This window comes from Bradyrhizobium sp. CCBAU 51627, assembly GCF_028128765.1.
GTDB lineage: Bacteria > Pseudomonadota > Alphaproteobacteria > Rhizobiales > Xanthobacteraceae > Bradyrhizobium.
The window spans coordinates 54547-80077 of sequence record NZ_LBJG01000008.1 but is presented as its reverse complement, the minus strand read 5'-3'; the positions used below and the strand labels follow the sequence as shown (position 1 = coordinate 80077).

21 protein-coding genes are annotated in these 25531 nt (G+C 63.4%); 11 read left to right on the top strand and 10 right to left on the bottom strand.

Going from position 1 to position 25531, the window contains the following annotated elements:
- Positions 1-1448 precede the first annotated feature (1448 nt).
- The 3 genes from frc to XH88_RS05665 form a co-directional block, all read right to left on the bottom strand.
- Positions 1449-2726, bottom strand: a complete 1278-nt coding sequence (frc, locus tag XH88_RS05675) for a formyl-CoA transferase (RefSeq protein WP_271614436.1) — start codon at positions 2724-2726, stop codon at positions 1449-1451.
- A gap of 63 nt (positions 2727-2789) precedes the next feature.
- A complete protein-coding gene (gene oxc, locus XH88_RS05670) occupies positions 2790-4523 on the bottom strand; it encodes an oxalyl-CoA decarboxylase (RefSeq protein ID WP_271614435.1) in 1734 nt (577 codons plus the stop codon).
- Positions 4524-4584: 61 nt separating this feature from the next.
- Positions 4585-5280, bottom strand: a complete 696-nt coding sequence (locus tag XH88_RS05665; protein ID WP_164939044.1) for a GntR family transcriptional regulator — start codon at positions 5278-5280, stop codon at positions 4585-4587.
- Between the two features lie 345 nt (positions 5281-5625).
- Here XH88_RS05665 and XH88_RS05660 point away from each other — a divergent pair, with 345 nt between their 5' ends.
- From XH88_RS05660 to XH88_RS05630, 7 genes are all read left to right on the top strand, one after another.
- Complete coding sequence (locus XH88_RS05660; RefSeq protein ID WP_271614434.1) at positions 5626-7755, top strand: acetate--CoA ligase family protein; 2130 nt, start codon at positions 5626-5628, stop codon at positions 7753-7755.
- A gap of 57 nt (positions 7756-7812) precedes the next feature.
- Positions 7813-8652 (top strand): IclR family transcriptional regulator, encoded by an 840-nt coding sequence (locus tag XH88_RS05655; protein ID WP_271614433.1) that lies wholly within the window; start codon positions 7813-7815, stop codon positions 8650-8652.
- A 152-nt stretch (positions 8653-8804) separates the two neighbouring features.
- The gene (locus XH88_RS05650) at positions 8805-10607 is read left to right on the top strand and encodes an adenine deaminase C-terminal domain-containing protein (RefSeq protein ID WP_271614432.1); all 1803 of its coding nucleotides are present in this window, start codon (positions 8805-8807) and stop codon (positions 10605-10607) included.
- A gap of 151 nt (positions 10608-10758) precedes the next feature.
- Positions 10759-12552, top strand: coding sequence for a glyoxylate carboligase (gene gcl, locus XH88_RS05645; protein WP_271614431.1), 1794 nt, complete (start codon positions 10759-10761; stop codon positions 12550-12552).
- A gap of 11 nt (positions 12553-12563) precedes the next feature.
- On the top strand, positions 12564-13349 hold the full coding sequence (gene hyi, locus XH88_RS05640; protein ID WP_271614430.1) for a hydroxypyruvate isomerase: 786 nt from the start codon (positions 12564-12566) through the stop codon (positions 13347-13349).
- Between the two features lie 12 nt (positions 13350-13361).
- Positions 13362-14249 carry a 2-hydroxy-3-oxopropionate reductase gene (locus XH88_RS05635; protein ID WP_271614429.1) on the top strand — a complete coding sequence of 296 codons (888 nt, stop codon included), beginning with the start codon at positions 13362-13364 and terminating at the stop codon, positions 14247-14249.
- A gap of 103 nt (positions 14250-14352) precedes the next feature.
- Complete coding sequence (locus tag XH88_RS05630; protein ID WP_271614428.1) at positions 14353-14736, top strand: DUF1236 domain-containing protein; 384 nt, start codon at positions 14353-14355, stop codon at positions 14734-14736.
- Between the two features lie 75 nt (positions 14737-14811).
- Here the strand turns inward: XH88_RS05630 and XH88_RS05625 are convergent, their stop codons facing one another.
- The gene (locus XH88_RS05625; RefSeq protein ID WP_271614427.1) at positions 14812-15408 is read right to left on the bottom strand and encodes a thiamine pyrophosphate-dependent enzyme; all 597 of its coding nucleotides are present in this window, start codon (positions 15406-15408) and stop codon (positions 14812-14814) included.
- A gap of 8 nt (positions 15409-15416) precedes the next feature.
- The gene (locus tag XH88_RS05620; protein WP_271614426.1) at positions 15417-15983 is read right to left on the bottom strand and encodes a thiamine pyrophosphate-binding protein; all 567 of its coding nucleotides are present in this window, start codon (positions 15981-15983) and stop codon (positions 15417-15419) included.
- Between the two features lie 238 nt (positions 15984-16221).
- On the opposite strand from XH88_RS05620, the gene XH88_RS05615 reads away from it, so the two are divergent.
- The 3 genes from XH88_RS05615 to XH88_RS05605 all read left to right on the top strand — a co-directional run bounded on the left by XH88_RS05615 (position 16222) and on the right by XH88_RS05605 (position 18166).
- Positions 16222-17271 (top strand): hydroxyacid dehydrogenase, encoded by a 1050-nt coding sequence (locus XH88_RS05615; protein ID WP_271614425.1) that lies wholly within the window; start codon positions 16222-16224, stop codon positions 17269-17271.
- A 117-nt stretch (positions 17272-17388) separates the two neighbouring features.
- Positions 17389-17838 carry a flagellar basal body rod protein FlgC gene (locus XH88_RS05610; RefSeq protein WP_271614424.1) on the top strand — a complete coding sequence of 150 codons (450 nt, stop codon included), beginning with the start codon at positions 17389-17391 and terminating at the stop codon, positions 17836-17838.
- Positions 17839-17953: 115 nt separating this feature from the next.
- Positions 17954-18166 carry a hypothetical protein gene (locus XH88_RS05605; RefSeq protein WP_092296687.1) on the top strand — a complete coding sequence of 71 codons (213 nt, stop codon included), beginning with the start codon at positions 17954-17956 and terminating at the stop codon, positions 18164-18166.
- A 3-nt stretch (positions 18167-18169) separates the two neighbouring features.
- Here the strand turns inward: XH88_RS05605 and XH88_RS05600 are convergent, their stop codons facing one another.
- From XH88_RS05600 to XH88_RS05585, 4 genes are all read right to left on the bottom strand, one after another.
- Positions 18170-18748, bottom strand: coding sequence for a GNAT family N-acetyltransferase (locus tag XH88_RS05600; protein WP_271614423.1), 579 nt, complete (start codon positions 18746-18748; stop codon positions 18170-18172).
- Between the two features lie 6 nt (positions 18749-18754).
- Positions 18755-21112, bottom strand: a complete 2358-nt coding sequence (locus XH88_RS05595) for an Orn/Lys/Arg decarboxylase N-terminal domain-containing protein (protein WP_271614422.1) — start codon at positions 21110-21112, stop codon at positions 18755-18757.
- Positions 21113-21198: 86 nt separating this feature from the next.
- A complete protein-coding gene (locus XH88_RS05590) occupies positions 21199-21660 on the bottom strand; it encodes a cupin domain-containing protein (RefSeq protein ID WP_271614421.1) in 462 nt (153 codons plus the stop codon).
- Between the two features lie 98 nt (positions 21661-21758).
- Positions 21759-22238 carry an Lrp/AsnC family transcriptional regulator gene (locus XH88_RS05585; protein ID WP_271614420.1) on the bottom strand — a complete coding sequence of 160 codons (480 nt, stop codon included), beginning with the start codon at positions 22236-22238 and terminating at the stop codon, positions 21759-21761.
- Positions 22239-22372: 134 nt separating this feature from the next.
- On the opposite strand from XH88_RS05585, the gene ald reads away from it, so the two are divergent.
- Positions 22373-23488, top strand: a complete 1116-nt coding sequence (ald, locus tag XH88_RS05580) for an alanine dehydrogenase (RefSeq protein WP_271614419.1) — start codon at positions 22373-22375, stop codon at positions 23486-23488.
- A 97-nt stretch (positions 23489-23585) separates the two neighbouring features.
- On the opposite strand, the gene XH88_RS05575 is transcribed toward ald, so the two are convergent.
- The gene (locus XH88_RS05575) at positions 23586-25493 is read right to left on the bottom strand and encodes a flavin-containing monooxygenase (protein ID WP_271614418.1); all 1908 of its coding nucleotides are present in this window, start codon (positions 25491-25493) and stop codon (positions 23586-23588) included.
- Between the last annotated feature and the right edge of the window lie 38 nt (positions 25494-25531).

The window sequence follows — 25531 nt, the reverse complement described above, 5'->3', positions numbered from 1 at the left end:
AGCCTTCCGGCTATCGCCAGCTGACCTGCCCGGCCCTGGCCGGTGAACGCGGTGACCCGCCGCCAGCTACACCATGCAAGGGGACACGATCCGCGTAGATCGCAAAAAGGCCACGGAAAGTATTGAGGGAGATGGCAGGCTTTGCCATGCAATTTCTCCGAACGAATTGAATGTTGAAAATGGTGATATTGTTAGTCTCGGTCGATGGAAATGCCAGCAGAATTGCAGGCCCGCCCGCGAGTAAATTGGGACAGAGAAGCTAACCTTCTGTTGGCTGCCGCCTAAAGAATACCGTCCGCAATTTGCCGCGAGGGGTTGATGCGGATCAACATCTGCGTCTCGCCAGTGAAGTATTCAGACATTGCGTAGTCCCTACCTACGCGACCCCCAGTTGAGCCGTCAGCTTCCCCCAAAGCTGGCGGCTTTCTTTTGCACAGAGGCGGTTTTCATCGCTGCGGTGCATCGAGGATCGATTCGCTGGGCAGCAAGTTGAGCGGATATGCGCCTCCGGATCGTGAGTTTGGCAGCTCTGCTGATCTTCGTCGAGCTTCTCGTCGCTGGATGCGTAGGTCCAGACCGCCCATTATCAACTCGCGCTGGTGCGCCATGGGCGAGAGACCTCAACGAGCCGCCTCCGCATCGGGAGCGCACCGATCCCGCAGTTTCGGGTATAAAGGCGGATCTGAACGCGGCGCGCGAGAAGGTGCTGCGCTAATGCTTTCCAGAGCTAATCCCAGCCGGCGTTAGATTTGCCCATATTGGCGTTCGTCAGTCGAGCAAAGGTCCTGCTCTCGTGCAACGCCAAATCCGTAGAGCTCCTTAAGCAACCGTCCCGAATTTCGAAAGCGAGGTCCTCAGGATATGAGGTAGCGATCGAGCTGGAATGTCCTCAAGAGAGGAGGCGTGTGATGAAAAGTCTCTCAGCAGCCGAAATGTTTCTCGGGCTCACTATCTCGGGCACGGTTGTCTTGATCGGCTCCAACGCTGCGGCGCTGTTCTTTCTATTGGGTTGATCTCCGAGTGAGCAGCAGACTCGGAGCGCATCTAGTGCATGCATTGTTTGCCGAGCGACTTGTCGCAACTGTCGAAGCTACCCAAAAATTGCTGGACGACTTTTGTCACCGGCTACGCGCCAAGGTCCCATCCACGCCTCGCTGATTTTGTTCGACTCGTCTCGTTCGCTCGGCCAATTGAGCGTGCTGCGATGTACATGGGGGTGAACAGCGTGCAGGTGCTCGTGCTTTCGGATCGTGGCATCCTACCCCTGTTTTGTCCGACGCGTCAACAAAAATTCGAAAAATACGAAGTATGCTTTGGCGCCAAGGGGTTAGCTACTGTGCATGGGGTTGTTTTTCAGTTTTTGGTTTGAGCCTATGGCCGCACAGCCTTGCTCATGCGAAAGGGCCGCCCCCGAGGGCGGCCCTTTGTCTTGGTCGAAGCGGCTCCGCTTACTCCGCGGCCTGCTTCTGCGGCGGGTCGAGTGCGCCCGACTTGTGGATGTCGGCGACCTGGTGATCGCTGAAGCCGAGCACCGAGCGCAGGATCTCGTCGGTGTGCTCGCCGAGCAGCGGCGAGCGGGTCACTTCGGCCGGGCTATCCGACAGCTTGATCGGGTTGCCGACCGAGACGTACTTGCCGCGGGTGGGATGGTCGACCTCGACCACGGTGCCGGTCGCGCGCAGCGACTGGTCTTCGGCGATCTCCTTCATCGACAGGATCGGGCCGCAGGGAATGTCGTCCCTGTTCAGGATCTCCATCGCCTCGAACTTGGTCTTGGTCATCGTCCACTGCTCGATGCGGGCAAAAATCTCGTTCAGGCGCGGCAGGCGGGCCGCCGGCTTGGCGTAGTTCGGATCGGTCTTCCAGGTCGGTTCGCCGATCACGTCGCAGATCTTCTCCCAGACCGGGGCCTGGGTGATGAAGTAGATGTAGGCGTTGGGATCGGTCTCCCAGCCCTTGCACTTCAGGATGCGGCCGGGCTGGCCGCCGCCCGAGTCGTTGCCGGCGCGCGGCACGGCATCGCCGAACGGCACGCCTTCGCCGAACTGGCTGTATTCCTTCAGTGGGCCATGGGCGAGGCGCTGCTGGTCGCGCAGCTTGACGCGGCAGAGATTGAGCACGCCGTCTTGCATCGCAGCGGTGACGCGCTGGCCCTTGCCCGAATGCGTGCGCTGATAGAGCGCGGTGACGATGCCGAGGGCGAGATGCAGGCCGGTCCCGCTATCGCCGATCTGCGCGCCGGTGACGAGCGGCAGGCCATCGCGGAAGCCGGTGGTGGAGGCGGCGCCGCCGGTGCATTGCGCGACGTTCTCATAGACTTTGCAGTCTTCGTACGGTCCGGGGCCAAATCCCTTGATCGACGCGACGATCATCTTCGGGTTGATCGCCTGGATCTTCTCCCAGGGGAAACCCATGCGGTCGAGCACGCCGGGACCGAAGTTTTCGACCAGCACGTCGCACTTCCTGATCAGCTCGGTGAGGACTTCCTTGCCCTTCGGGTTCTTGGTGTCGAGCGTGATCGAGCGCTTGTTGTGGTTGAGCATGGTGAAATACAGGCTGTCCACGTTCGGGATGTCCTGCAGCTGGCCGCGGGTGATGTCACCCACGCCGGGGCGTTCCACCTTGATCACGTCGGCGCCGAACCAGGCCAGCAGCTGCGTGCAGGTCGGTCCGGACTGGACGTGGGTGAAGTCGAGAATGCGAACGCCCTCGAGCGCTTTGGTCATTGTCTAGCTCCGTACTCTGTCTGCCCCTGCGAACCACAGGGAATAAAGGGTTGAGGGGTGGACTTACTTCTTCTTCTGCAGAACGCTCTGCGGATTGAGGTTGCCGATGCGGCCGCTCTCCGAGCCGGCGGCCGGATCGATCACCGCGTTGATGAGCGTCGGCTTGCCCGACTTCATCGCTTCGTTGACGGCGCGCTTCAGCTCGTCGGGCGAAGTGGCATTCACGCCGACGCCGCCGAAGGCCTCCATCATCTTGTCGTAGCGCGCGCCCTTGACGAACACGGTGGTCGCGGGATCGGAGTTCGCGCCGTTGACATCGGTTCCGCGGTAGATGCCATCATTGTTGAAGATGACGACGCAGATCGGAAGATTGTAGCGGCAGATGGTCTCGACCTCCATGCCGGAGAAACCGAACGCGCTGTCGCCTTCCACCGCCAGCACGGGATGGCCGGTCTCGAGCGCGGCCCCGATCGCCTGACCCATGCCGATGCCCATTACGCCCCAGGTGCCGACGTCGAGACGCTTGCGCGGGCGGTACATGTCGATGACGCCGCGGGCGAGGTCGAGCGTGTTGGCGCCCTCATTGACGAGGATCGCCTCCGGGTGCTCCTTGATGACGTTCTTCAGCACGCCGAGCGCGCCGTGATAGTCCATCGGCGATTTGTTGTTCATGAGCTTCGGCGCCATCTTGGCGACGTTCTCTTCGCGCTTGGTCGAAACGGCCTTGGTCCAGTCGGCCGGCGGAGCGGTCCAGGACGAGCCCATCGCCTGGTTGAAGGCCGAGACCACCGAACCGATGTCGCCGACGACGGGCGCGACGATCTCGACGTTGGAATCCATCTCCTTCGGCTCGATGTCGACCTGGATGAATTTCTTCGGCTGATCACCCCAGCTCTTGCCCTTGCCATGCGAGAGCAGCCAGTTCAGCCGCGCGCCGATCAGCATGACGACGTCCGACTCCTTCAGCACTGTCGAGCGCGCGGCGCCGGCGCATTGCGGGTGTGTGTCGGGGAGCAGGCCCTTGGCCATGCTCATCGGCAGGAACGGCACGCCGCTCTTCTCGACAAAGCTTTTGATTTCCTCATCAGCCTGCGCGTAGGCCGCGCCCTTGCCGAGGATGATGAGCGGGCGCTTTGCAGCCTTGAGCACGTCCAGCGCGCGCTTCACGGATGCGGGCGAGGGGATCTGCGCGGGCGCCGCGTCGATCACCTTGACCAGCGACTTCTGGCCGGCCTCGGCGTTCATCACCTGGCCGAACAGCTTGGCCGGCAGGTCGAGATAGACGCCACCCGGACGGCCCGAGACCGCGGCGCGGATGGCGCGGGCAAAACCGATGCCGATGTCCTGAGCGTGCAGGACGCGATAGGCCGCCTTGCACAGCGGCTTCGCAATCGCGAGCTGGTCCATTTCCTCGTAGTCGCCCTGCTGCAGGTCGACGATCTCGCGCTCGGAGGAGCCTGAGACCAGGATCATCGGGTAGCAGTTGGTGGTGGCGTGTGCGAGCGCGGTGAGACCATTGAGGAAGCCGGGCGCGGACACCGTCAGGCAGACGCCGGGCTTCTTGGTCAGATAGCCGGCGATGCCCGCGGCGTAGCCGGCGTTCTGCTCGTGGCGGAAGGAGATCACGCGAATACCGGCGGCCTGCGCCATTCGGCCCAAATCCGTGATCGGGATGCCCGGCACATTATAGATGGTGTTGATGCCGTTCAGCTTGAGCGCGTCGATGACGAGATGGAAACCGTCCGTCAGTTCCTGCTCGATGCCCGGTGCCTCGGACTTGGTCGCGGTATTCAGCATGGGCCTTGTCTCCCTGGTCTCAAGTAGCGGGGCGAGTCTTTCGCCCTTCTGGTGAAGGTTGCTAGCTAAAGAGTTCCTGGCCATGCGCTTCGACGTAAGCGGCAAGGCCAAGAGTGTGGTCGCGGGCGCGCTTCTCGGCGAGCTCGGTGTCGCGCGCCTCGAGCGCCTCGATCATGGCGAGATGCTCGGGCAGGGAGGTTGCGGTGCGGTCCTTGCGCCCGATCGTCAACTGCCGATAGCCGCGCACGTGCAGCAAAAGGTCGTTGGTGAGATCGACCAGCACGGGGGATTCCGACAACGAGATCAGCGCCTGATGGAAGGCGATGTTGGCTTTCGAATATTCCTCGACGTGATCCTCAGGCAGACGGTCCTTGCCAAAGTCCTTGAAGAAGTCGCGCAGCGCCGAGATGTCCTTCTTGCGCGCGGTGGTGGTGATGAGGCGGGCCGCCATGCTCTCCAGCGCCGCCCAGGCGCGGATCATGTCGACAATCTCGCTCTTGGTCCGGCGCACCACCATGATGCCGCGACGCGGAACCGTCTTCACGAAGCCGTCCTGCTCGAGCATTGCAATGGCTTCGCGGATCGGCGTGCGGCTGACACCCAGGCGTTCGGACAACGCACGCTCGTCCAGCATCACCGGCTCAGGCGTGGAATAGATGTCCATCTTGAGGATGGCTTCCTTCAAGGCGTCATACGCCTTGTTCTTGAAGCTGCTCTCCGGGGCAATACGAACGATTGCGATGTCTGCCTCGGCCATGTTCGGCAACGCCTTGGTTGGTTTCCGCAGTGACACGACGATTCTCCTCCAGTGGGGAGTCGTCTTTTACAGGAATATTTACTGGAAAGTTTTTGGCATACCAAATGCCAGAATGTCAAGCTGGCTATTTTTTGCGGCCTTCTCGGTCGTGCTCTGACTTGACAAGTTGGCTCCTGGCATACCAAATGCCATAGCTAGCCATTTTTGATCCAAGCTGGCGGAGTAATCAAGCCCTTTCGCCACTCAGTTCCGCCACGCGGAACACTGAGCGGCGATGGCAAGTATCACGGCAGCCGCATCATGCGCGCTTCGCAAAGCAAGAACTGAAGGTCAAGGGAGAAGCCTATGTCCAATTCCAAAGACGTCGTCCGCAAGGTCCTTGACCAGGTCAAGGCCGATAACCGCACCAGCCTGACAGCCCCCGAGGGCAAGCTGGTCTGCGACGCCTACGGCATTCCAGTGCCGAAAGAGGGCGTGGCGAAGTCGGCGGGCGAGGCCGGCAAGATGGCCTCCGCGATGGGTTTTCCGGTCGTGATGAAGATCGTCTCCCCGGACATTCTCCACAAGACCGAGGCCGGCGGCGTCATCGTCGGCGTCAAGACGGCTGAGGATGCCGAGAAGGCCTACGAGACCATTCTCGGCAATGCCAAGAAGTACAAGGCCGATGCCAAGATCGAGGGCATCCAGGTGCAGCAGATGCTGGCCGGCGGCACCGAAGTGATCGTTGGTTCGATCACCGACGGCTCGTTCGGCAAGCTGGTCGCCTTCGGCCTCGGCGGCGTGCTGGTCGAGGTGCTCAAGGACATTACCTTCCGCCTCGCGCCTGCGGCCAAGGAAGATGCGCTCTCGATGCTCGACGGCATCCAGGCACATGAAATTTTGAAGGGCGTACGCGGCAGCGAGCCGGTCAACCGCACGGCGCTCGCCGACGTGATCGTCAAGGTCTCGCAGCTCGTCACCGATTTCCCTGAAATCGTCGAGCTCGACCTCAACCCTGTGTTCGCCACTGCCAAGAACGCAATTGCCGCCGACGTGCGCATCGTCGTCGACTTCGCCTACAAGCCGAAGCCCAAGCCGCGCCCGACTGAAGAGATCGTCGCGGCTATGAATCGCATCATGCAGCCGAAGGCGGTTGCCGTGATCGGTGCGTCCGCCGAGGATGGCAAGATTGGCAACTCCGTGATGAAGAACCTCATCAACGGCGGCTACAAGGGCGAGATCATCCCGATCCACCCCAAGGCTGCCGAGATCCTCGGCTACAAGGCCTACAAGAGCGTCAAGGATGTGCCCGGTGTGATCGACGTCGCGGTGTTCGCGATTCCCGCGAAGTTCGTCGCGGGAGCGCTGACCGAATGCGGCGAGAAGAAAATCCCGGGCGCGGTGCTGATTCCGTCGGGCTTTGCGGAAGCTGGCGCGCCGGAGCTCCAGGCCGAGATCGTCGAAGTCGGCAAGAAGTACGATATTCGGCTGATGGGGCCGAATATCTACGGCTTCTACTATACCCCGGCGAACCTCTGCGCGACCTTCTGCACAGCCTATGACGTCAAGGGTCACGCAGCGCTGTCGTCCCAGTCGGGTGGCATCGGCATGGCTATCATCGGCTTCTCGCGCTCGGCCAAGATGGGCGTCTCCGCCATCGTCGGCCTCGGCAACAAGTCTGACATCGACGAGGACGATCTGCTCGCCTTCTTCGAGCAGGATCCGAACACCAACCTGATCGCGCAGCATTGCGAAGACCTCAAGGACGGCCGCGCCTTTGCGGAGGCCGCCAAGCGCGTCTCCAAGAAGAAGCCGGTTGTCGTGCTCAAGGCCGGCCGCACCTCGGCCGGCGCCAAGGCCGCCTCGTCGCACACCGGCGCGCTCGCCGGTAACGACCGCATCTATGAGGACGTGTTCAAGCAGTCCGGCGTCATCCGCGCCCGCAGTCTGCGTCAGCTGCTCGAATTCGCCCGCGGCGTGCCGGTGCTGCCGACGCCGAAGGGGGAGAACGTGCTGATCATCACCGGCGCCGGCGGTTCGGGTGTGCTGCTGTCGGACTCCTGCGTCGACAACGGCCTGTCGCTGATGTCGATGCCGCCGGATCTCGACGCGGCCTTCCGCAAGTTCATCCCGCCGTTCGGCGCTGCTGGAAATCCTGTGGATATCACCGGTGGCGAGCCGCCGATCACCTATGTCAACACGGTGAAGCTCGGTCTCTCCGACGAGCGCATCCATTCGCTGATCCTCGGCTACTGGCACACCATCGTCACGCCGCCGATGGTTTTTGCCCGCAATATGGTCGAGGTGAAGAAGGAAATGGAGGCCAAGGGCTTCGTGAAGCCGGTGGTCGCCTCGCTCGCCGGCGACGTCGAGGTCGAGGAAGCCGCCGAATATCTCTACCAGCACGGCATCCCGGCCTATGCCTATTCGACCGAGCTGCCGGTCGAAGTGCTTGGTGCCAAGTACAAGTGGGCCCGCGGGGCGGGCCTGCTCTGAGACGATGACGTTCACCTCTCCCCGCCCGCGGGGAGAGGTGATAACTGTCAGGTCGCGATGGGCAAGAACGTGATCCGGCGCAAATCGCTCGAGACACGATCGGCAGCAGAGGCCGATCGTGACGGCGGCGTGCAGTCCGTCGACCGCGCGCTCTCGATCCTCGAGACGCTGGGCGAGGACGACGAAGGCTATCGCCTCAGCGATCTGGCCGTCTGCACCGGCCTCTCAGCCTCAACCGTGCATCGCTTGCTGGCGACGCTGGAAAGCCGCCGCTTCGTGCAGTTCGATCGCGCCGAATCCAAATGGCATGTCGGCGTCCGCAGCTTCACTGTCGGCGCGAGCTTTGCGCGGCGACGCAATTTCACGGCACAGGCGATTCCTTACTTGCGCAAGCTGCGTGATCTCACCCGTGAGACCGCCAATCTCGCTGTGGTCGATGATGAGTTCATCATCGTGCTGACCCGCATGGAGAGCCGCGAGATCATGCGCTCGCTGACCAAGGTCGGTGGCCGCGTCGCGATGGTGACGTCAGGCGTCGGCAAGGCCGTGCTCGCGACCTATTCCGACGAGGATGTCCGCGCCGTCATCCGCCATCACGGCATGCCCAGACTCACGGAGAAGTCCATCGTACGGCCAAGCGACCTGTTCAAGGAGCTCGCGACTGTGCGCAAGAAGGGCTTTGCGATCGACGACGAGGAGGCGCAAATCGGCCTGCGCTGCGTCGCGGCTGTGGTTTACAACGCCCTCGCTGAGCCGCTCGCCGCGATCTCCGTATCCGGCATGACCAGCCGCATCACGGACGATCGGTTGCCGGAGGTCGGCCGCATGGTGCGCGAGGTCGCCGCGGAGCTTACGTCGGCGCTCGGCGGTGTTACGCCGACGGTGAAACAGGATTGAGCCAGAAGACGGAACTCGCGCAGATCTGCAAGGTCGAGGACGACGGGCGGTTCGCCGCCTAACGCGTAAGCAGGTGTGCTGCTATATTTGAGCTTGCCCGCTTTGGCGCAGAGCGTAACCATCGTGGGCAGTAACGCCACGCGAGGGTTCCGATGACCAAACTCACCCGCTTTGCCGTCGCGCCGCTGCACACGATGACGCGCCGCCTCGCCGATGTCGCCTCGGCCCGCCTCGCGCCCGACCTCGTCATCTCGGGTGCACGGGTGCTCTCGACATATTCGGAGCGGATTCATCCGGGACGGGAGGTTTGGATCGCCGGCGGGCGCGTCGCCGCGGTGAAGCCATCAGGCACGGCGAAAAAGGCGTGGAGCGACGTCGCGGTTTTTGATGCCGCCGGCGGCATCATCGCGCCCGGGCTGGTCGATCCGCACATCCATATCGAATCGTCGATGGTGACGGCCTGCGCCTACGCCGAGGCCGCGCTGCTGAACGGCACCACCACGATCTTCTGCGACAGCCACGAGATCGGCAATGTGATGGATGTCGCCGGTGTTGAAGCCATGCTGGAGGACGCCCGCGAGGCGCCGCTGTCGATCTTTCTGACGGTGCCTTCGACGGTCCCGGCCACTTCGGCGGAGCTGGAAACCGCGGGTGGCGACCTCACGCCCGACAAGATCGCCGACCTGTTCGACCGCTGGCCGGAAGCGGTCGCGCTCGGTGAGAAAATGGATTTCGTGCCTGTTACCATGGGCGACGAGCGCAGCCACGCGATCCTGGCAGCGGCCTTGAAGCGCGGACGGCCGGTGTCCGGCCATGTCTATGGCCGCGAATTCGTTGCGGCCTATGCGGCGAGCGGCGTCACCGACACCCATGAGGCGATCGACCGCGACATTGCTGACGATCTGCTCGACGCCGGCGTCTGGGTGTTCCTGCGCGGCGGTCCGCCGACCACGCCCTGGCATTCGCTTCCGCAGGCAATCCGCACGGTTACGGAGCTAGGCGCCTCGCACAAGCGGACTGCAGTCTGCACCGACGATCGCGACGCCGACGACCTCCTGCTGTTCGGTCTCGACTGGGTGGTGCGGGAAGCCGCGAAGGCAGGGATGTCGCCCGAGCAGGCCTGGTCGATGGGCTCGCTGCATGGCGCCACGCGCTTCGGCATGGACGGCGACATCGGCGGGCTCGGCGGCGGCCGTCGGGCCGACCTCGTGCTGATGGACGACCAGCTGAAGCCGCAATGCACCTGGTATGGCGGCGAGTTGCTGGTGGAGAACCACAAGATTACGCCACGTCTCGATCAGGCGCTGTCGCAGCGCTACCAATATCCGAGGGCCGCCTATGCGACCGTGAAACTACCAGAGAAGCTGAAGCTGACGCCGGAGCTGCCGCAGAAGGCCTGCACAGTCAACGCGATCAAGACCGCGCTGCCGGGTATCACATTGATCCATGAGAAGGTCGCGATCGAGCCGGTCAAGGACTGGCCGTCCCTGTTCGCCCGCTATGGCCTGTGCTTCGTCACCGTGGTTGAGCGCCATGGCAAATCGGCCGGCAACGTCGCTCATGGCTTGCTGAAGAATTTCGGCCTGAAGCGCGGCGCGGTTGCTTCCAGCGTCGGCCACGACAGCCACAACATCATCGTCGCCGGCACCAACGAGGACGACATGCAGGTCGCAATTGCAGTGATCAAGGAACAGCAGGGCGGCGTCTGCGTCGTCGCCGACGGCAAGGTGAGGGCATTGGTACCGCTGCCGATCGCGGGCCTGCTCTCGGACAAGCGCGTCACCGAGGTGGCTGAAGAGGTCAAGGTGCTGAAGAAGGAATGGGCCGAGGCCGGCTGCACGATTCCCTACATGGGTTTCAATCTGATTCCGCTATCGGTCATTCCGGAAATTCGCATTACCGACAAGGGCCTCGTGCTGGTGCCGCAGATGGAACTGGCGCCGCTGTTCGAGTGAGAGGCTTTCACCTGGGTTTCACTCTAACCGATTGAGACAACCACGGTTTTTCCACGGCTGCCGCATCGTGGAAAATAAAATCTGCTTCGTTGAGATCGCATCTTCCGCGCACGATGATCTCGCTCGCTGACTTAACCGAGCGAGGTCCGACATGGCGAAGATGCGAGCTGTCGATGCAGCCGTGCGTATCCTGGAGAAGGAAGGCATCACGACTGCCTTCGGCGTTCCCGGCGCTGCGATCAATCCGCTTTACTCGGCGCTGAAGAAGCGCAGCTCGATCCGCCACATCCTGGCGCGCCATGTCGAGGGCGCCTCGCATATGGCCGAAGGCTACACGCGGGCCAAGGCCGGCAATATCGGTGTTTGCATCGGCACCTCGGGGCCGGCCGGCACCGACATGATCACCGGGCTCTATTCGGCGATCGCCGATTCCATTCCGATCCTCTGCATCACCGGGCAGGCGCCGCGGGCACGGCTTTACAAGGAAGATTTTCAGGCCGTTGACATCGAGTCGATTGCCAAGCCGGTGACCAAATGGGCAGTCACGGTGCGCGAGCCGGCGCTGGTGCCGCGTGTCTTCAGCCAGGCCTTTCATATCATGCGCTCGGGCCGGCCGGGGCCGGTGCTGATCGACATGCCGCTCGACGTGCAACTCGCCGAGATCGAGTTCGACGACGAGACCTACGAGCCGCTGCCGGTCTACAAGCCGACTGCGACGCGCAAGCAGGTCGAGAAAGCGCTGGAGATGCTCAACGCGGCTGAGCGTCCGCTGATCGTCGCGGGCGGCGGCGTCATCAACGCCGACGCGTCGGATCTGCTGGTCGAATTCGCCGAAATCGCCAAGGTGCCTGTCGTGCCGACGTTGATGGGGTGGGGAGCAATCCCCGACGATCACGTGCTGATGGCCGGCATGGTCGGCCTGCAGACCAGCCACCGCTACGGTAACGCCACGCTGCTGGAATCCGACTTCGTGCTCGGCATCGGCAACCGCTGGGCTAATCGCCATACCGGTTCGGTCGAGACCTACACCAAGGGCCGCACTTTCGTGCATGTCGACATCGAGCCGACGCAGATCGGCCGCGTGTTCAATCCCGATCTCGGCATCGTCTCGGACGCCAAAGCCGCGCTCGAGCTCTTCGTCACCGTTGCCAGGGAATGGCGGCGGTCAGGCAGGCTCCGCGAGCGCCAGGCCTGGCCCGCGGCCTGCCGCGATCGCAAGAAGACCATGCTGCGCAAGAGCCATTTCGACAACGTGCCGATCAAGCCGCAGCGCGTCTATGAGGAGATGAACAAGGCGTTCGGACGTGACACCACCTATGTCACCGTTATCGGCTTGTCGCAGATCGCAGGTGCGCAGTTCCTCGGCGTCTACAAGCCGCGCAACTGGATCAACGCCGGGCAGGCGGGGCCGCTCGGCTGGACGCTGCCGGCGGCGCTCGGCGTGCGCGCGGCGTGCCCGGAGCGCGACATCGTCGCGCTGTCTGGCGACTACGACTTCCAGTTCCTGATCGAGGAGCTCGCGGTCGGCGCGCAGTTCAATCTGCCCTACATCCACGTCGTCGTGAACAATTCGTATCTTGGCTTGATTCGGCAGGCCCAGCGCGGCTTCGACATGGACTATCATGTCCAGCTCTCCTTCGAGAACATCAATGCGCCCGAGATCGGCGTCTACGGCGTCGACCATGTTGCGGTGGCCGAAGGCCTCGGCTGCAAGGCGATCCGCGTCACCGACCCGAAGGACACGCAGGCCGCGTTCGCCACCGCCCGCGAATTGATGAAGAAGCACCGCGTGCCCGTGGTGGTCGAGTTCATCCTCGAGCGCGTCACCAACATCGCGATGGGCACGGAGATCGATAACATCGTCGAGTTCGAGGAGGTGCTGGACCTGCCGCTCGACGAGGTCGGGACCGTCAGGCCCGGCGGCGTATTGCAGCCGGCAGAGTAGGGGACCGCATCATGCCGAAATTTGCCGCCAACCTCACCATGCTCTTCAACGAGATGCCGTTTATCGATCGCTTCGCCGCGGCGAATGCGGCGGGCTTTGCCGGGGTCGAATATCTATTCCCCTACGATTTCGACAAGGCGCAGCTCCGCGAACAACTCGAGGCCCACGGACTTACCCAAGTGCTGCACAATTTGCCAGCCGGCAATTGGGCCGGCGGCGAGCGCGGGATCGCGATCATGCCCGATCGCACCGCCGAATTCCGTGACGGCGTGTTCCGCGCCATCGACTATGCCAAGGCGCTCGATTGCGAGCAGCTCAACTGCCTCGTCGGCATTGCGCCTGTCGACGCCGATCCGCGCGAGCTGCTGGAGACGCTGGTTGGAAACCTGCGCTTTGCGGCCTCGACGTTGGCGCGCGAGAACATCAAGCTGCTGGTCGAGCCGGTCAACACGCTCGATATTCCCGGCTTCTTCCTCAACGGCACCGAACAAGCGATCCAACTGATCTCCGAGGTGCGGTCGAACAATCTGTTCGTCCAGTACGACATCTATCACATGCAGATCATGGAGGGCGATCTCGCCCGCACGATGCAGGAATATCTCCCGCAGATCGCCCACATTCAGCTCGCCGACAATCCCGGCCGGCATGAGCCGGGTACGGGTGAGATCAACTATCCCTTCCTGTTCCGCCATCTCGACGCGATCGGTTATCGCGGCTGGATCGGCTGCGAGTACAAGCCGCGCACCACGACGCTGGAAGGCCTGTCCTGGCACGCCGCGCAGACCTTCGAGACCTGAGGATATCTGGACATGATCGACATCGGCTTCATCGGACTTGGCACCATGGGACGGCCGATGGCCGGCCATCTCTTGGCCGCAGGCCATCGCGTTTTCCTGCATGACGTTGCGCCGGTCGCGCCGGAGCTGATTGCGGCTGGCGGCATCGCCTGCAAATCGGCCAAGGAGACCGCGGCGGAGGCGGACGCCGTCATCATCATGGTGCCGGATACGCCGCATGTCGAAGCCGTACTGTTCGGCAAGGACGGCGTCGCCCGAGGCATCTCCAAAGGCAAGATCGTGGTCGACATGAGCTCGATTTCGCCACTCGCGACCAAGGAATTCGCAAAGAAGATCGAGGCGCTGGGCGCGGACTATCTCGATGCGCCGGTGTCGGGCGGCGAGGTCGGCGCCAAGGCGGCGAGCCTCACTATCATGGTCGGTGGTGCCGAGCGAGCCTTCGGCACCATGAAGCCGGTCTTCGACAAGATGGGCAAGAACGTCACGCATGTGGGCGCCAATGGCGACGGCCAGACCACGAAGGTCGCCAACCAGATCATCGTCGCGCTGACGATCGAGGCCGTGAGCGAGGCGCTGCTGTTCGCGTCCAAGGCGGGTGCGAACCCCGCGCTGGTGCGCAAGGCGCTGATGGGCGGCTTTGCCTCGTCGCGGATTCTCGAGGTGCATGGCGAGCGCATGGTGAAGCGCAATTTCGAGCCCGGCTTCCGCATCGAGCTGCATCAGAAGGATCTCAATCTCGCGCTCGAAGGTGCCCGTTCGCTCGGCCTGTCGCTGCCGAGCACGGCGCTCGCGCAGCAATTGTTCTCATCCTGCACCGCGCATGGCGGCAAGGGCTGGGATCATTCGGCGATGGTGCGGGCTCTGGAGCTGATGGCGGGTCACGAGATTGCTGCAGCCTGAACTGTTACGCGGTAACAGTCGCCAGTTTGACTGTCGCTGGAACCGGAACAATGCTCGGGCCCCGTGGTTGATGGCACACAACAATCACTGGAGACATCAGGACATGAGAACCCGTCTTGCGATTACGTTGGCTGCCGCATCGCTGCTGGCGTCGAGCGCAGCCTTTGCCCAGTCGACGACCGCGGAGGGCGCCGCGAACGGCGCGCGTGCGGGCGGCGACATCGGCGGTCCGATCGGCGCGATGGTTGGCGGTACGGTCGGTGCGGCTGTCGGCGCCGGTCTCGAAATTCCGAATGCTGTACTGGGTGGAATTCCGCGCGACGATTCCGTCGTGGTCCACGAGCGCATCGTCGTCGGCGAGCCGCTGCCGCCGACCGTGGTGCTGCGCCCGGTACCTAACTACACCCAGTATCGCTATGCGGTCGTGAACGACCGCCGCGTGATCGTCGAGCCGCGCACGCGCCGGGTGATCAAGATCATCGACTAATCGGCGCAGCAGCGGTTGGAATATCAGGCCCCGCGGAGCAACGCTTCGCGGGGTTTTGTCGTCAATGACCGGACGTCAGAGCGGCTCGCGCACGCCGAGCCCGTGCATGAAGCGCTCGCGGATTTGCACGGGATCGCGGCGGGTGGTGCCGACGCCCGGCTTGTCGTCGATACGCAACGCGATCAGGCTGGGTTCGTCGGTTGACATGGCCTCGTCGACCAGCCGTTCGAAATCCTCCTCGTCCGCGGCCCAGGCGCTGTTGGTGAGTCCCGAACCCAAGGCGATCGCGACGAGGTCGGCGACGCCAGCCGCGGGCGTCGGCTGCGCGCCGGTGATCTGGTAGATGCCGTTGTCCATCACGATCATGATCAGGTTCTTCGGCTTCAGCGCCGCGATGGTGGAGAGCGCGCCAAGCTGCATCAGCAGCGAGCCGTCGCCTTCAAGCGCGAAGACGCGGCGGTCGGGCTGCGCCAGTGCCACGCCGAGCGCGATCGGGAGGGCAAGGCCCATGCTGCCCAGCATGTAGAAATTCTGCGGGCGATGGCCGGCGGCCCAGAGGTCGAAATTGGTGTTGCCGATGCCGCCGATCACAGCTTCCTCGTGCTTGAGTTTTGCGATCAGGCGCGAGGTCGCGTCGAAACGGTTCATCACTTTGGTGTTGCGCGTGGTCATGGCCGGGCTCACTTGTCGAAGACCTTGCCGCCCGTGAGCAGCGGGTTGAGGATCAGCGCAACCGGCGCCTGCGTGGTGACGGCCTGCTTGATTGAGCGATCGACGATGAATTCGAGCTCGTCCAGCCGGGTAATGGTATGATGCTCGATGGCGAGCGAATCCAGCACCGGGCGCATGGTGCGGCAGACCAGCGACTGGCCGTAATTGAACTCGCCGAGCGTGCCGCGCTCGGAGACGAACATGATCAGCGGAATCTGGTAGGGGACGGCGAGCGAGGCAAGCGTGTTGGCTAGCGTAGCAAAGCCGGATGTCTGCATCAGCACCGCGCCGCGACGCCCGCCCATCCAGGCGCCGGAGACGATGCCGACGGCCTCTTCCTCGCGGGCGGTGGCAAAGGTCGTGAAGAAGGGATCGGCGTGCAAGCTCTTGATCAGCGGCGTCAGCACGCGGTCGGGCACGTAAGGAATCAGGCTGATCTCGTTCCGCTTCAGGGTCTGCAGGACGATGCTATGCCAGCTTTTGTCGCCGGACCCCGGTCCCGCCTGGGAGGAGGGCTGCTGTTCCGAAACCGCCATCGTTTGCTCCCGTCAGCCGCGTATGCTTCTTCTTGGTCCGTCGCGGCGGTCTGCCGAACTTGACGGAGCGGGCGGGTTTGTCAACATGTCCGGGCCGGTACCGTGATCTGCGCAAGATCGGCTGCCGTGGCCGGTGCCGCCATGTCATAAGCGGGATAACGATAAACGGGAGGGACGTGAGGGGCGGGCGCACATGGCGCTGACCTTGTGGGTCCCCGGGAGAGACGGAAGGGTCCAGATGTCGGTCAACAGCAAGCGCGTCTTCTACGTCAAATACCTCGCGAACCCTGTTTATATCGACATCCTGAAGGCGCGGCCCGACGTCCGGCTCGACCGCATCGAGAATGAGAGCCCCGAGGCGTTCTACGCCCCCATCCTGAGCGCGGCGCATGTCTACCAGATCGGCGCCGCCCGGGACGAGCTGGCGCCGCATTTCCATGTCGATGCCACCTTCCTGAAGCGCACGCCGAACCTGTTGCTGGTTTCCAGCAACGGCGCGGGCTTCGACCCTGTCGACGTCGAAGCCTGCACCGATGCGGGCGTGCTGGTCGTGAACCAATCCGGCGGCAATGCCCATTCCGTCGCCGAGCACGCGCTGGCGATGATGCTGACGTTGTCCAAGCGCATCATCCAGTCCGATCGCCGCTTGCGCCGGGAGCCCAAAGTCAATCGTAACGAGCTGGTCGGCAACGAGGTCGAGCACAAGACTGTCGGCATCATTGGCCTGGGCAATGTCGGCCGCCGTATAGCTACGCTGTGCAAGGGCCTGCTTGGGATGAAGGTGCTGGCTTACGACCCCTATCTCTCGAAGGAGGTGATGGCCGAGCGGGGTGGCGAGAAGGTCGAGCTCGACGAGCTGCTGCGCCGGGCCGATTTCGTCTCCATTTCCTGCCCGCTCAACAAGGGCAGCCGCAACATGATCAGCACACGCGAGTTCGCGCTGATGCAGTCGCACGCCTATTTCATCACCACCGCACGCGGCTTCATCCACGACGAGGATGCGCTGCTCCAGGCATTGCGCGACAAGCGCATTGCCGGTGCGGGCCTCGACGTCTGGTCCAAGGAGCCGCCGCCGCCGGAGCATCCATTGCTTCAGTTCGACAATGTGCTGGCGAGCCCACACACCGCCGGCGTCACGATCGAGGCGCGCCAGAACATGGGCCGGATCGCCGCCGAGCAGGTGCTGGAGACGCTCGACGGCAAGCGCCCGCCGCGTATCATCAATCCCGAGGTCTGGCCTGCTTATGCCGAGCGCTTCGAGCAGGCCTTTGGCGTCGTGCCTGGGTAGGTCAGCGCGAAGTCCGATCGCGCTCGGATGGTTGGTTACGAGGATGAAAACAGAAAGCGGCGGAGTCTATTGATGGCATGAGTGGACGCGTATCACTTGTCCTGTAGACGAGCGTCCATGAGCATATATTCGATTGCCACGTCAGGACTTTCTGCGGCGACCTTGCGCGTGAGCGTGGCCGCGAGCAACATCGCCAATGTCAGCACGACTGGCCCGCTGCCTGCGTCGGACGGATCGGGCTCATCGGCTAGTGCGGCTAGCTCAAGGATTGCTCCGACCTTTCCCTCCGCGTATGTGCCTTTGCGCGTCGATCAGGTGGACCAATCGAGCGGGCCGACGCCAGGCGGTACGATTGGGACCGTGTCGACAGTGTCGCCGAGCTACACCGCACAGTCCGACCCAAGTGCTCCGTTCGCGAACCGGGACGGCCTGGTCGCGGCGCCGAACGTCGATCTCGCTGACCAATTCGTTCAGCTGGCGGCCGCAAAGTACAACTTCATCGCCAATGCGAAGGTCATTCAGGCCTACTCCGAGACGGAAAAGTCGCTTCTCGACATAACCACATAAAGGCGGCCCCCTGAGGGGGCCGCGGGAACCTCGCAGGGCTTGATCCGCGTCAAAATCTCCCTCCCTCATCCAGCCTAAATAGGGCTAGAGTACTGCCGGCGCAGGAGATAGTCCCATGTCAACTTATGTCGTCAGGTTCATGAAGGACGTGCTTGGCGAGTACGGCCGTCAGTGCGAGGTCTGCCAGGGCACGCTTGAGATCGACGCGGCCGACGAGGACGAGGCTACGGAACGGGCGAAAGCAAAATTCTGCGAGGATCAGGCGTTGCATCACTGGTCCCTGCATGCCGATCGCATCCACGTCAGACCGGCTGACTTTCCTTCGTGAAATTTATCGGCCCGGTGCGGTGACAGGCGGCGGCGCGGTGACGCCGGCGCCGAGCGAACGTTGCACCATGGCGGTATCCGACCAGCGGCCGTGCCGATAGGCGACGCCGCAGAGCAGGCCGACGCGCGCAAATCCAAACTTCTCGTGCAAAGCCAGCGACGGCGCGTTGTCGGCATCGATATAGCCGATCATCTGGCGGAAGCCGACCGCCGCACAGGCGTCGATCAGCTCCTGGAGCAGCAGCCGCCCGACGCCGCGGCCGAGGTGCTCGTGATGGACGTAGATCGAGTGTTTGGCCGTATAGCGATAGGCCGGGCGCTTGCGAAACAGCACCGCATAGGCATAGCCGACGACCTCGCCGCGCCAGGTCGCGACCAGATGCGGCAGGCGGGTTTGCTTCAAATTCTTGCGGCGGTCGCGTAAGTCGTCGGGGTCGGGTGCGCCGGTTCCCACGACGTCGCGGGGGACGCCGTTGCGGACATGATGACGGTAGATCGCCAGCATGGCCTCGATATCGCTCTCGCGTGAGGTGCGGACCAGCACCGGCTCTTCATCGGTGCGCGCAATTGCTGTTTCGTTCATCGGCACCTACTCGGCAACGACATAGGTATAGAGCCCGATGCGGCCGCGCGCATCGACCTCCTTGTAGACGCCCTGGATTTCGACGTCGAAGCCAGGGAACGTATTGAAACAGGTCTCGAACATCTTGAGATAATCGATCATGGGCTTGGCCCGTTCCGTCAGCCGCTCGCCGGGCACGATGGTGGCGATCCCTGGCGGATAGACCACGAAAGGCGTGGTGGCGATCCGGCCGGCGATCGCCTCGATCGGCAGATAATCGACGTCGTTCTTGAACAGGTAGCGCGCGGCATCGCGCGGCGACATCGCGATCTCGGGCATGTGCTCGGGCATGAATTGCCGCGCCTGGAGCGCGCTGACATCGGCGGCGCGGAAGAAGCGGTGCATCTCGCCGCAGAGGTCGCGCAAGCGCACGCCGGCGTAGCGCGACTGCCGCCGCTGGTGGAATTCCGGGATGGCGTCGGCCAGCAACGCATTGTCGTCATGCAGCTTCTTGAAGGCGACGAGGCCTGAGATCAGTGTGCCGGCCTTGCTGGCCTCGACGCCGGGGGTGAGCAGGAAGAGCAGGGAGTTGAGGTCGTTTTTCTCGGGGACGATACGGTTTTCGCGTAAGTATTGCGCGACAACAGGGGCGGGGATGCCGTGCTCGGCATAGGCGCCGGTGGCGCGATCGAAGCCGGGGGTCAGCAGCGTCAGCTTGTTCGGATCGGTCATGGCAAAGCCCTCGGCCATGCCGGGGAAGCCGTGCCAATTGCTGTCGGGGCCGAGCTGCCAGAGCGACGGATTGGTGGCGAGCTCGTCGGTCGACAGCGTTTCCCAGGCGACATTGTGCGCGGCGCCGGGGCGGCTGACGTCGGGGATGGCGACGCGGTCGGGCACGAAGGGCTCGAAGAACCAGCGGCGGTCCGGATTCTGCTCCTTCTCCTCGAACTCCCGCCGCATCGCGCGGATCTTCTTGCGCAGCTCGATGCCGAGGCGGATCGTGTCGTCCCACAGCACTTCGCCGGAGCGGCCCTTCATCATCTGCGCGCCGACGTCCAGTGACGCGAACAGCGGATAGAAGGGAGACGTCGAGGCGTGCTGCATGAAGCTCTCGTTGAAGCGGCGATGCTCGACGCGCCGCTTCTGACCGCGGATATGGCGGTCCCTGATGTGGATCTGCGAGGCCTGCGAGAAGCTCGCGAGCTGCTTGTGGGTCGACTGCGTCGCGATGATGCCCGGCGCCTCCGGGGGCAGATTGGCGAGTCCCATGGCGAAGCGGCCGGCATAGAGCGGGTGGAACTTCATGAAGCCGGCCCAGGCCTCGTCGAACAGGATGTATTCGCAGAGATGGCCGATGCGCTTCAGGATCATCTCGGCACTGTGGATCGTACCGTCATAGGTGCACTGCTCGACCACGGCGACGCGGAACGGCCGCTCCTTGCGCCAGGCGTCCATGTCCGTCACCAGCGGGTGATTGCGGATCGCTTCGCGCAAGTTTCTCTCGTCGAGCATGTCCCAGCGCATCGGGCCGATCAGGCCCCAGGCGTTGCGGATGGTGGGGACGTAAACCGGGATGCCGCCGCCGATCATCAACGCACCGTGATGGGCGGCCTTATGATTGTTGCGGTCGAACAGCACGAGGTCGTCGTCAGTGACGAGCGCGCCGAGCGCGACCTTGTTCGAGGTCGAGGTGCCGTTGAGCACGAAATAGGTCTTCTCCGCGCCGAAGATCGCCGCGGCTTCCTTCTGTGCCTTCAGCGCGGGCCCCTCATGGGTGAGGAGGTCGCCGAGGTCGAGCACGGAATTGTCGAGGTCGTCGCGGAACACGGATTCGCCGAGGTGCTCGACGAAGACCCGGCCGATCGGGCTGCGGTTGTAGAACACACCGCCATTGTGGCCCGGACAGGTCCAGAGCTGGTTGCCTTCCTCGGCGTAATCGACCAGCGCGCCGAAGAACGGTGTCTTCAGCGTTTCGGCATATTGCTTGAGCCGGCTGATCAGGTTCTTGGCGATGAAAGTCGGCGTCTCCTCGGACAGGAAGACATAGCCATCGATGAAGTCGAGCACCTCGACCGGCAGGTCTTCGAAGCGCTTGCGCCTGATCAAGAGGATGATCGGGAAGTCGAGGCCCCGGCGGCGCATCAGATTGATCAGCGCCGAGGTCTTGCCCTCGAGCCCCTTCTTGCCCCAGTCCACCACCATGCAGCCGATCGCGGCATCGGTCTGCACTGCGATCTCGGCGTCCTCCAGCTTGCGGGCCCGCACCACCTCGAAGCCGGAGCGCTGGATCTCCTCGATGATCTGGTTGAAGCGGAGGCCCTCGAGGTCGTCGGCGTCGAACACAGGTGCGGCGAACAGAAAGTTGAAGCGCTTGAAATAATCCATGGGCAGGTCCCGAATGTGCAGAGACGGACAGGTCTCTGCACATTCGATGACAGTTCTATGACGGCTCTTCGTGTCTGACGCAGCGATCAGCTTGCGCTGGCGATGACCGTCCGTTTCCGCCCGAAATTCGCCACCGAAGCTTCCGAGACACCGAAATTATTGGCGAGCAGGTGCGGCGGCGCCTTCGCCAGCCAGTCGCCGAGGCTGCTTTCGTGGTAGCTGCCGCTGTCGAGCACACCGATCACTTCAGCGTCGTCCTTATCGATGTTCTGGATGGAGTGTCCGCAATTGGCGGGGATGTAGGCGCATTCGCCCGCCGAGAGTTCGGCGACCGCGACCCTCTTGTCGAATGGGAACAGGGTCACGCGCGTGCGTCCCTTCAGCACGTAATGCCATTCGTTGGCATCGGTGTGCCAATGGGGCTCGTGCATTGCGCCGGGTTTGAGCTTGAGCACCGTCCCGGTCATGGTGCTCAAGACCGGAAATTCCTTGGCGGAGGCGACGTAAAGCTGCCCGCCCGCCGTGCTCACGCGCGGCTTCTGCGCCATCAGGGGCTGAAACCACAATTCAACTTTCTTTGATGACGGACCGAGGCCGCCGGCGAGGCGGCGCCTTGACAGTTCGGTTCGAGGCGCAGCCGACTAGACTACCGCTTCGCCTCGCCGAACACCACGGTCGGCACCGCGCGATTGACCACTTCGCGCAACGCGAAGCTCGACTGCACGCGCGCCACGCGCGGCAGGCGCGACAGCTCGGTGCGATGGATGCGCTCGAAATCCTGGATGTCGCGGGCGAGCACGATCAGGATGTAGTCGTCGGTACCCGACATCAGGAAACAGCGCACGACAGAGGGGCACTTCACCACCTCGGCCTCGAATGCCTTCAGCGCCTCGTCGCTCTGGCTTTCCAGCGCTATGCGGACCAGCACCGTCGTGGTGAGGCCGAACTGCGTAAGGTCGAGCGCGGCCTGGTAGGCCTGAATGTAGCCGTCATCTTCTAGGGCCTTCTGCCGCCTCGCCAGGGCCGTGCTGGAGAGGCCGACCTTGTTGGCGAGCTCGGCGTGGCTGGCGCGCGCATTGGTCGTGAGTTCCGCGAGAATGGCGAGATCTTTCCGGTCGAGGGCCAAGGTTTCGTTTCCAGCGTCAAATGGCATTTCCGCGACCGAAACCGGCGCGGGAGGGCCAAGGCTAGCGGATATTTGCACGAAACCAAACTGACTGCGCCGCTACGATCACAGAGGTGAATCAAGAGGAGCTGAGAATGCGCATCGGTGTGCCCAAAGAGATCAAGGTCCAGGAATATCGTGTCGGGCTCACCCCGGGGGCTGTCCGCGAATATGTCGCAGCCGGGCATCAGGTCACGGTCGAGACCGGCGCCGGCAGTGGTATCGGGGCCTCCGATGAGGTGTACCAGCGGGCAGGGGCTTCCATTGCCGCGAGCGCGCGCGATATTTTCGCCAAATCCGATATGGTCGTGAAGGTGAAGGAGCCGCAGAAGAGCGAATGGGTCCAGCTCCGCGAAAACCAGATCCTGTTCACCTTCCTCCACCTCGCCCCGGATCCTGATCAGGCCAAGGGCCTGCTGGCCTCCGGCTGTACTGCGATCGCTTATGAGACCGTCACCGACGCAGCCGGCCACCTCCCCCTGCTTGCGCCGATGAGCGAAGTCGCCGGCCGCCTCGCCATCGAGGCCGCCGGCGCCGCGCTCAAGCGGACGGCCGGCGGTCGCGGGCTGTTGCTCGGCGGCGTCCCAGGCGTGCAGCCGGCGCGCGTCATCGTTCTCGGCGGCGGTGTCGTGGGAACGCAGGCCGCGCGCATGGCCGCGGGCCTCGGTGCCGAAGTCACGGTGATCGACCGCTCAATTCCGCGCTTGCGCGAGCTTGACGATCTCTTTGCCGGGCGCGTGCGCACGCGCTTCTCGACCATCGAGTCGGTCGAGGACGAGGCGTTCGCCGCCGACGTCGTGATCGGCGCGGTGCTGGTGCCCGGCGCGAGTGCGCCAAAGCTTGTCACCCGCGCGATGCTCAAATCGATGCGACCGGGCGCGGTGCTCGTGGACGTCGCGATCGACCAGGGCGGCTGCTTCGAGACCTCGCATGCGACCACGCATACCGAGCCGACCTACGAGGTCGATGGCGTCGTGCACTATTGCGTCGCCAACATGCCGGGGGCGGTGCCGGTGACGTCAAGCCAGGCGCTGAACAATGCGACGCTGCCGTTTGGCCTGATGCTCGCCAACAAGGGATTTGCGGCCGTGCTTGAAAATGCTCACTTGCGCAACGGGTTGAACGTGCATCGCGGCCGCATCACCAACAAGGCGGTGGCCGAGAGTCTCGGGATGGAGTTCGCGCCGGTCGGGAGTGGGCTCGCGGCGTGATAAGGCCGTCATTGCGAGCGCAGCGAAGCGATCCAGAATTTCTCCGCGGAAAGACTCAGGATTGCTTCGTTGCGCTCGCAATGACGAGGTGCGAGAGTCAGGCCTTCGTCAGCCTGTACTGCCGCATGTCCGGATCATGCGTCATGCGCCAGTAATCCACGAACCGCCACGGCATCGCCGAAAACACGCGGCCGCTGGCGTTGCGATAATAGGTGCTCATGCCCTTGTGGGTCCAGATCATGGCCTCGTGCTCGGCATCGACCTCGCGAACGTACTCGTCGAGCACATCAGGGCGAACGTCGATGACGGCGATGTCCTGTTCGATCATGCTGACAAGGCAGGCGGAGATGTAGCGGCTCTGGCATTCGGACTGAAAGATGACGCTGCCGCCATGGGCCGGGCCCGAGTTCGGACCGAGCATGCAGAAGAAGTTGGGGAAATCCGGCACGGTAAGGCCGAGGAACGCGGTCGGATTGTCGTTGGCCCAGGCCTCGCGCAAATTCCGGCCGTCGCGGCCACTGATGTTGAGACGCGCCGCCATCTCCGTCACCTTGAAGCCTGTGGCGACCGCGATGATGTCGGCGGGACGGTGCGTGCCGTCAGCGGTGACGATGCCGCTTTGGTCGAAATGATCGATCGTGTCGGTGACGAGCTCGACGTTGTCCCGCGTCAGCGTCTTGAACCAGTTGTTGTCGAGCAGAATGCGCTTGCCATAGGGCGGATAGGTCGGCACGCATTTTTCGATCAGGTCGGGCCGGTCCTTCAGCTCCGACAGGATGAAGTCGGTCAGTTCCTGGCGATGCCGGTCGTTGCCCTTGTTGACGGCGCGCTCGGGATGAGGCCAGGCCGGATCCTTGCGCAGGAACGGCAGCAGGCCGTCGCCATAGCGCCAGAACATGTTGAAGCGGTACCACTGCACGTAGAACGGAAGATGCGCGAGCAGCCAGCGCGCGCCCTCGCTGATCGGATCGGCATAGCCCTTCACCGGCCGCGCCCATTGTGCGCTGCGCTGGTAGACCGCGACCGACGCGACGCGGCCGGCGATTGTAGGCACCAACTGCATCGAGGTCGCGCCTGTTCCGATCACGGCGACATGCTTGCCGTCGAGCTTGATGTCGTCCGACCACAAAGCCGAATGCAGGATCGTGCCTTTATAGTCCTCTTCACCCCTGAAGTGCGCGCGGGAGGGATCATTGAGCTGGCCGATGGCGGAGACCAGCGCGGTGGATTCGAAGGTCTCTTCGCCGTTCGTCGTCTTCAGCGTCGAGATCCAGCGCCGCTTGCGTTCGTCCCAGCGCGACGCGGTCAGCTCGGTGTTGACGCGCAGATGCTTGCGGATGCCGTATTCGTCGGCGACCTTTTGGAGATAATCAAGCAGCTCCTCGCGCTGGCAGAAATATCGCGTCCATGTGTTACCCGAAAAGGAGTAGGAATAGGAGTGGTTCGGCGTGTCGACGCCGCAGCCCGGATAGCGGTTGATCCACCAGGTGCCGCCGAGTTCTGCGTTCTTCTCGACGATGGTGTAGGGGATGCCGAGATGACCGAGCGCCACGCCGAGTGCGATGGCGCAGACGCCGGCGCCGACGATGAGAACATGTTGCTCCGCGAGCTTCTCGTCGGTCGGCCGCTTCGTCCAGCGCGCCTCGCGCGGCACAAAGCCCATCTCCTCGCGCATCAGCGGCGCATATTCAGGCGCGACGTTCTCGCCGAGGCAGGCCCGCATCATCTTCAGGAGCAGCTCTTCGCCGGGAATATCGATCGCCGGCTTCGGCGGGCCCTCGGCAAACAGCCTGACAGCCGCAGCGCGGATCTCGTTCTGGATCTCGTGAGGCACGCCGGCCTCGGGATCGGGGATGAGGCGGATGTCGCGCTTGGGCAGATAGGGCGGCTCGAGCCAGCGTCCGTCACCGGTCATGTGGACCAGCACCATCAGCAGGCAGCGGATGTCGGCCTCCGCGATGGTCGAGGCGAGGTCGAGGGGCTTGCGTGGAGATTCGATGTTCATCGTCTTCTTCTGATCTCCGGCGATCCCAAGCGTTCGAT